This window comes from Methylobacterium sp. AC832 (assembly GCF_979256025.1).
On the sequence record NZ_CEEDMV010000039.1, the window covers coordinates 1 to 289 of the forward strand.

At 66.4% G+C, this 289-nt stretch carries 1 protein-coding gene; it reads right to left on the reverse strand.

Annotated elements, in window-relative coordinates; genetic code table 11:
* On the reverse strand, nucleotides 1–289 hold a 289-nt coding region (locus AC0IXR_RS25035), incomplete at both ends, for a sensor histidine kinase (protein WP_471762593.1).

Below are 289 nucleotides of genomic sequence, written 5' to 3' on the forward strand. Positions count from 1 at the left end.
GTGAACGTGATGGTCGCGCACACGCCGCGTCCATGCTCGCCATCTTCCAGCGAGATCGTGCCGCCGTTCCTTGCCGCGCCCCGTTCGGCAATCGCCAGCCCCAGCCCTGAACCCAGTTGCTCCTGCCCCGGCACCCGGTAGAACCGTTCGAACACCTTGTCGCGCAGATCCGGCGCAATCCCCGGCCCGCCGTCGCAGATCGCCAGCCGGTAGCCGGAAGGGGAGCGTGTCAGGCGCACGGTGATGCGGCCGTCGTGCGGCGAATACTTGATCGCGTTGCTGATTAAAT